The sequence below is a fragment of the Thermus sp. genome (assembly GCF_039793865.1).
In the GTDB taxonomy this organism is placed as follows: domain Bacteria; phylum Deinococcota; class Deinococci; order Deinococcales; family Thermaceae; genus Thermus.
This window is the reverse complement of sequence record NZ_JBAMMI010000038.1, coordinates 1-6,754: the sequence shown is the minus strand read 5'-3', so window position 1 is coordinate 6,754 and position 6,754 is coordinate 1. Positions and strand designations below refer to the sequence as shown.

General features: G+C 70.0%; 4 protein-coding genes, 2 pseudogenes and 1 CRISPR repeat array. Of the genes and pseudogenes, 2 read left to right on the top strand and 4 right to left on the bottom strand.

What is annotated here, in order from left to right:
• Positions 1-65 precede the first annotated feature (65 nt).
• A CRISPR array of direct repeats spans positions 66-399; the repeat unit is 36 nt; unit sequence GTCGCAATCCCCTTACGGGGCTATGTGGTTTGCAAC.
• Positions 400-755: 356 nt separating this feature from the next.
• From ABJK26_RS03715 to ABJK26_RS03705, 3 genes and pseudogenes are all read right to left on the bottom strand, one after another.
• Positions 756-871: pseudogene (locus ABJK26_RS03715) on the bottom strand (CRISPR-associated protein Cas1); the annotation flags it as partial.
• A 103-nt stretch (positions 872-974) separates the two neighbouring features.
• Positions 975-2,831 carry a hypothetical protein gene (locus ABJK26_RS03710; RefSeq protein ID WP_347240887.1) on the bottom strand — a complete coding sequence of 619 codons (1,857 nt, stop codon included), beginning with the start codon at positions 2,829-2,831 and terminating at the stop codon, positions 975-977.
• Positions 2,832-3,029: 198 nt separating this feature from the next.
• Positions 3,030-3,179 (bottom strand): hypothetical protein, encoded by a 150-nt coding sequence (locus ABJK26_RS03705; RefSeq protein ID WP_347240885.1) that lies wholly within the window; start codon positions 3,177-3,179, stop codon positions 3,030-3,032.
• Positions 3,180-3,351: 172 nt separating this feature from the next.
• Here ABJK26_RS03705 and ABJK26_RS03700 point away from each other — a divergent pair.
• Both ABJK26_RS03700 and ABJK26_RS03695 read left to right on the top strand, forming a co-directional pair.
• A pseudogene (locus ABJK26_RS03700) lies at positions 3,352-3,456 on the top strand (IS630 family transposase); the annotation flags it as partial.
• A gap of 146 nt (positions 3,457-3,602) precedes the next feature.
• Positions 3,603-6,419 carry a hypothetical protein gene (locus tag ABJK26_RS03695; RefSeq protein WP_347240884.1) on the top strand — a complete coding sequence of 939 codons (2,817 nt, stop codon included), beginning with the start codon at positions 3,603-3,605 and terminating at the stop codon, positions 6,417-6,419.
• On the opposite strand, the gene ABJK26_RS03690 is transcribed toward ABJK26_RS03695, so the two are convergent.
• Positions 6,345-6,665 (bottom strand): hypothetical protein, encoded by a 321-nt coding sequence (locus ABJK26_RS03690; RefSeq protein WP_347240883.1) that lies wholly within the window; start codon positions 6,663-6,665, stop codon positions 6,345-6,347. The two genes, ABJK26_RS03695 and ABJK26_RS03690, sit on opposite strands and share 75 nt — an antisense overlap.
• Positions 6,666-6,754 lie beyond the last annotated feature (89 nt).

The following is a 6,754-nucleotide window of genomic DNA, read 5'->3' as shown; positions in this document are numbered from 1 at the left end:
AGCTGGGGCCTCGAGGCGGGCATCCCCGCCCGAAGGGCCTCCCACAAAGAGGTCTCGAGGCCCGCGTCGCAATCCCCTTACGGGGCTATGTGGTTTGCAACGGGTTCTGGTCCTTCGGCGACGTGCGCGTGGCTAGGGTCGCAATCCCCTTACGGGGCTATGTGGTTTGCAACGTGCTCTGCGGGGCACGAACGGAGAGGTGGATTATGAGTAGTCGCAATCCCCTTACGGGGCTATGTGGTTTGCAACCGAGGCCGCCGGGCTCCCGGTGGGCCTCGGAGGATTCACCTGTCGCAATCCCCTTACGGGGCTATGTGGTTTGCAACAGGGGCTTTCCGAGGAGGAAGCGAAGGAGGTGGTGCAGTCGCAATCCCCTTACGGGGCTATGTGGTTTGCAACTCTACCCCCCTAAGAACCCCGTCCTGGACGGCACCGCCAGAGGGGGGTTTATGAGAAAGATGAAGCTTGGAATATGCACACGGCGAATAACGGGGGTTTTCGGGGGTTTGTGCCGATGAAAAGCCACAGGAGAAAGGGGCGATGAGAAGGGGAAAACGCATATTGCCCATCCCCAAGGGAAGAACTGGCTTTCAAGGTCCCCACCCGGAGGTCCGGGTTAGGGTCAGTATAGCACATGAGGGCAACGGTGCACCAAGTCCACTTTTGCGAGGAAAGAAACCTTCGGGACGAAGCTACCAGATGAGAAAGCTTTAAAAGACGGCTTTGCCCCGCAATTTTGCGCACAAGTGTAGCAACTAGCGCTTTCGCAAGTAAAAGGGCGTGTAGCGCTCCCGTCCCAAGAGGGCGGCCTTCAGGCGCTGGGCCTGGGGCTTCAGGAGCTCCCCAGGGGCTTGCGGAAACCCAGGGGGTGGGCCGTTTCTCCTTGGCCTTCCGCTCCTCCCCGGGCTTAGGCTTCCCCCCGATTTCGGAGAAGCTGAAGGAGGCCTATAGGCCCGCCGCCCCGTCCACCCACCTCAGCCCCGGAAGGGCCACCAGGGGGCCCGCTTTCGCAGCCCGAGCTTCTCCAGGCCCTTCTCCTTCAGGATCAGGACCTCCCCCTGAACCTCCTCCACGAGCCAGCCGGGGAGCTCCCGGCCGATCCTGCGGGCGTCCGGGCCCAGCCGGAGGTGGGGTTTACCCGCCTTCCACTCCAGCCGGTGCACCTTGAGCAGGGCCCGCATCTTCTCCTTCACCTCGGCGAGGCGGCTTTGGGAGAGGTCGGCGAGGCTTTGGGGCCTGGCCCAGGGGGGCGGGGCGCCCAGCACCTCCCCGAGGAGCGCCGCGAGGACGCGGGTGGAGGCGAGGAGCCAGTCCTCCTCTTCCCGGAGGGCCTCGAGGAGGCCCGGGAGGAAGGCCCGGAAGAAGGCCCCCCGGACCAGGAGAAGGTCCCGCTCGGCCTCGGCCCGCACCCGCCCCGCCACCTCGGGCCGGGTCTCGTCCAGGACGGCCTGGGCGTGGACGAGGAAGGCCCGCCTCCGGACCTCCTCGGGAGGGGCGTAGGCCTGGGAGGCGTTAAAGGAAAAGGCCACGGGGGTGAGGGTGCCCCGGGGGGTCTCGTAGAGGCTTTTCACCACGGGCTCCACCTTCTCGGAAAAGTCCCGCGGCGCCACGTCGTCAAAGACCACGGGGAACTCGCTCCCCGACTCGTGGAGGGCGAGGAGGGCCCGCTTCCCGAGCTCCGTGCCCGGGATGGGGTCCACGGGCACCCCCACCAGGCTTCGGGAGAGGAGCCTCAGGAAGGTGGTCTTCCCCGCCCCCGACTTCCCGAAGACCAGGGCGTAGAGGGGGTAGTGGTGGGGGGAGAGGCCCTCGAGGTGGGCCCGGCGGAGGAGGCGGCTCATGAGGGGGGCGGTCCAGTACCAGGCCCAGAGGCGGAAGTAGGCCTCGGCCTGCTCCCGGGCCTCCTCCTCGTGGAGGAAGTGCCCCGAGAGGTAGCGGTTGAGGAAGCGGGCCATGGCGAAGGCCTCTTCCCGGACCTCCGGGTCCTCCAGGGAGAGGAAGGGGCGTAGCTCCCCCAGGGCGAACACGCCCCCCTCCTCCTCCCGCACCTCCAGGAAGGGGGGGCCTTCCTCCTCCTCGGAGCGCGCCCTCCCGAGCTTAAGGGCCTTCACCGCCTTGGGCGGGATCTCCACCCCTCCGGGCCTGGGCTTGGCCTCCTTGGCCACGGGCTCGTAGACCTTGGCCCGCCTCAGGACCACCTCGGCCCGGTACACCACGGGCACCTCCTTGGGCACCTGGACCACCACGGGGCGCTTCTCCGCCGCCTGGAGGAGGGGAAGGTCCTCGGGCGCCGCCTGGCGCAGGAGGACCTCCGGGCGCACGGGGTCGGCCTCCCCCCGCACCTCCCGGTAGAGGGCGAGGAGGCGCTCCACCCCCTCCTCGTCCTCCACCAGGAAGAGAACCTCCGCCTGGCCCCCCTCGAGGGCCCTCCGGGAGAGGTTGGCGCTCCCCGCCAGGGCGAAGCGCCGCCCTCCCTTCTCCACCAGGTAGAGCTTGGCGTGGCTCGCCCGCCGGGAGAGGAGGAGGCGGAGCCTTCCTGAGCGCAGGGCCTCCAGCACCGCCTCGCTTCCTTTCACCTCTCCCTGGATCTCCTCCAGGACCAGGGCCTGGAGGGCGAGGAGCTGGTCCAGCTTGCCCACGGGGGTGGGGTGGCCGAAGACCACCTCCATCTCCCCCACCTTGGGGGCGAGCTCCCGGATGAGGCCCTCGGAGGCCGAGTAGGTGAGGGCGAGGATGCGGTCGGCGCCCTCGAGGGCCTCGAGGGAAAAGGGCTCCTCCCCTAGGAAGCGGACCCTGAGCGCCTTGGGACCTGCCGGGAAAAGACCTTCCACCCCAAACCCCCTTTCCCAGGCCTAAAACAACCATAGCCTTTTCCTGGGAAAAATGCAAGGCCCCTGGGGAACCACGCGCACAAGCCGAGCTTTTCGTGGGCTAGAAGGCCCACAAGAAGCCCCCACCCCCTCCGCGGCCAGCGCCCAGTCCCCTTTTAGGGCTATCCCGGCCAGCCCCATCGCCCCCGAGGGGCCGCCTCAGCCCGGGCCCGCTTCCGCCCCAAGAAGGCCCAAGAGGCGGCGCAGGACCCCCTCGGCCCGGTCCCCGTCTTCCGCCTCCCGGCCCCGCCGAGGGCGGAGGAGGTGGCGGACGTAAAAGCGGAAAGGGCAGGTGGCTAAGTACCCCATCGCGGCTTTTGCCGCGGTGGGGGCCCCAAAAGAGCTTTCCCGCGGCCAAAGCTTGGGCATCCCTTGTGCGAGGCTTTGCGGGGCCTGGGCCGCCTCGGCCAGCTCCCGGGCGAAGGCCTCCACCTCCGGGGACACCTCCGCGTTCCCCGGGCCCCGCACCTCCACCGCCCGCCATGTATCCCAGCGCTTGGAGGTGCCGGAGGGGATGGGTCTGGTCTTTCTTCCTCCCTACTTTCCCGAGCTCCAGCCCGTAGAGCGGGTCTGGCCCTTGGTGGACGCGGGGCGGGTGGACACGGAGGGGGAGCTTTGGGCCAGGGTGGAGGCCCTTTGTGCCTACCTGCGGACCAACCTCCTTGTGCCCCCGGGGCCGAGGTGGAGCCGCGAGCCCTTGCGGCCAGCCGGCATGCAGGGTACCGTAAGCCCATGAGGGTCCTGCTCTATGAGGGCCTCGAGGTCCCCCCCCACCTCCGGGACCGCCTGGAGCGGGTGCTGGAGGCCCTGCGCTCGGGGCACCTGGCCCAAGCCGAGCTCAAGAAGCTGACGCCCACCCCCTACTTCCGCGCCAAGCTCAGCGACAAGGACCGCCTCCTCCTCAAGCCGGTGCGGGTGGGGGAGGAGGGGGCCTGGCTCGTCCTCGAGGTCATCCCCAACCACGCCTACCACCGCTCCCGCTTCCTCCGAGGGGCGGAGGTGCGGGAGGAGGAGATCTTGGCCCCGGAGTCCGCCCTTGCCCAAGCCGAACCCGTGCGCCACCTGGACCTCAAGGCGCCCCGCTTCCACCTCCTGGACAAGCCCCTCACCTTTGACCAGGTTCAGGACGCGGTCCTCCGCGCCCCGCTTCCTCTCCTCCTCCTGGGCCCGGCGGGCTCCGGGAAGACCGCTTTGGTGCTGGAAAAGCTTCGCCAGCAGGCGGGGCGGGTCCTCTACGCCACCCTTAGCCCCTTCCTGGCCCGGGAGGCCCGCCGCCTTTACTTCGCCCACGGCTACGAGAACCCCTACCAGGAGGCCGACTTCCTCTCCTTCCGCGAGTTCCTGGAAACCCTCGAGGTGCCCGGGGGAAGGGAGGTGGGCTTCCGCGACTTCCTGCGCTTCTTCGCCCCCCGGGCCCGGGCCTATCCCTTCACCCACGCCCACGCCCTCTTTGAGGAGTTCCGGGGGGTGTTGCTGGCGAGCCCCGAGGGGCCCCTCTCCCTGGAGGCCTACCTGGCCCTGGGGGTGCGCCAGAGCCTCTACCCCAAGGACCTGAGGCCCCAGGTGTACGCGCTCTTCCAGAAGTACCTGGAGTTCCTCCAAGAGGAAGGGCTCTACGACCCGAGCCTTCTCGCCCACCGCTACCGGGAGCGGGTGGAGCCCGCCTACGACTTCGTGGCGGTGGACGAGGTCCAGGACCTCACCCTGGCCCAGGTGGACCTGCTCCTCAGGAGCCTCAAGGCCAAGGGCGCCTTTCTCCTCGCCGGGGACAGCCACCAGATCGTCCACCCCAACTTCTTCAGCTGGGCGACCCTCAAGAGCTACTTCTTCCGGGAGGACGCCCAGGCCCTGGAGCGCATCACCGTGCTTAAGGCCAACTACCGCAACGCCCGCAAGGTCTCCGAGCTCGCCAACCGCCTACTCCGGCTCAAGCAGGCCCGCTTCGGTTCCGTGGACCGGGAGAGCACCTACCTGGTGGAGCCCCAGGGGGAGCGGGAGGGGCGGGTGGTCCTCCACCGGGCGGCGCCCGAGCTCCTGAAGGAGTTGGACCGGAGGATCCGCCAAAGCGCCCAGGTGGCGGTGGTGGTCCTCCGGGACGAGGACAAGGAGCGGGCCCGCCAGGCCCTGGGCACGCCCCTCCTCTTCTCCGCCCAGGAGGTGAAGGGCCTGGAGTACCCCACCGTGGTCCTCTTCCGCCCCGTGGATAGCGCCCCCGAGGTCTACCGCGAGGTGGCCCGGGGAGTGGGCCCGGAAGACCTCGAGGGCCCCCTGGTCTACCGCCGGGCCCCGGACAAGGAGGACAAGTCCCTGGAGGTCTACAAGTTCTTCACCAACGCCCTCTACGTGGCCGTTACCCGGGCGGTGGAGGAGGTGGTCTGGCTGGAGGAGGACCCCCAGCACCCCTTCCTGCGCCTCCTGGGCCTGGAGCCCGGGAAGGAGCTGGAGGTGGCCGCCCGGGCCTCCAGCCGGGAGGAGTGGGCCAGGGAAGCGGCCCGCCTCGAGGCCCACGGCAACCTGGAGCAGGCCCGGGCGGTGCGGGAGGCCTTCCTCAAGGAGCGGCCCGTGCCCTGGACCGTGTACGACCGGGAACGGGTCCGGGCCCTCCTGCCCGAGCTCCGCGCGGGCCGCCTTCGCGGCAAGCTCCTCAGGGAGCTCTACGAGTACGCCCTCTTCCACCGGGCCCGCCCCCTCCTGGAGGCCCTGGCCCTGGCCGGGTACGAGAGGGCGCGGAACGTCCTAAACCCCTTCCTGGCCCCCAGCCTGGACTACGGCGAGGGGCAGTTCCGCGACCTGGAGCGGCGCCTTCTCCGGAGCTACGAGGGGCGGGGGTGGAAGGAGGTGCTCTGGGAGGTGAGGGACTTCGGGCCCGACTTCCGCACCCCCTTGGGCCTCACCCCCCTGATGCTCGCGGCCCGGGCGGGGAACCGGGAGCTCCTCGAGGCCCTCCTGGCCCAAGGGGCCGACCCCGAGGCCCGCGACCCCTTCGGCTACACCCCCTTCCTCCACGCCCTGGAGCGGGCCCTCTCGGACGAAGCCTTCGCCCGCGAGCGCTTTCCCCTGGTGGCGGACCTCCTCGTCCCCACGGCCCTGGACCTCCAGGCCGACGGGCACCTCGTCCGCCTTTACCCCCGGATGCCGGAGTACTGGGCCTTCCTCGCGGCCCTGGCCAGCCTCAAAGCCCTGGCCCTTCCGGAGATGCGCCTGCGGGGGCCCCTCATGGAGGAGGGGGTCACGGCCCGCTACCTGGCGGAGGCCCTGGGCCACCTGCCCCCCGCCCTCCTCCCCGCTCCTCTGGCCCGCAAGGAGACCTTGGGGGAGCGGAGGGCCTACCTGGGCGCAGTCCTGGCGCGGAGCGAGGTGGATAGCGACTACCGCCCCGCCCGCAGGCTCTTCCTCAGGTTGCGACGGGGGCGGTACCTGCCCAACCCCCGCCTCCTCCTGCGCCCGAGGGAAGGGGAGGCGGCCTGGACCCCCTTAGAGGCGGCGATGGACCTGGAGGGGCTCGGGCTGGGACGGCCCCACCTGGAGGGGCAGGGAAGGCGCGCTTGACGGAGGGCTCCTTCTCCCCTTGACCCCGAGCCGCCGGTGGGCGAGCCTGGGGGGCAGGGGGCGGAGGCGCCTCGCCTTGAGGAGCTCCTCCTCCCTCCTGCGCAGGCTCTCCTTCAGCTCCTCCGCCCGCCTTCTCGCCCGCCCCGCCCGGGCCTTGGCCCCCGCCTTTTCCTCCCTCGCCCTCACCTCTTCCTGAAGCGCCTGGGCCTCCCAGTACCAGATCTCCGAGAGAAGGCGCTCCCGCACCGCCTACCTGGAGGGCGCTCCCCAGGGGGCGAACCTGCTCCACCCGCGCGCTTCCTTCCGGGGTGAGGCCCCGAAGGCGCACCCCAGGG

What these genes read in the sequence shown, in the direction of transcription:
- ABJK26_RS03705 (WP_347240885.1), bottom strand. Translation starts at nt 3,179, where the DNA reads ATGGGGTACTTAGCCACCTGCCCTTTCCGCTTTTACGTCCGCCACCTC.
- ABJK26_RS03695 (WP_347240884.1), top strand. Translation starts at nt 3,603, where the DNA reads ATGAGGGTCCTGCTCTATGAGGGCCTCGAGGTCCCCCCCCACCTCCGG.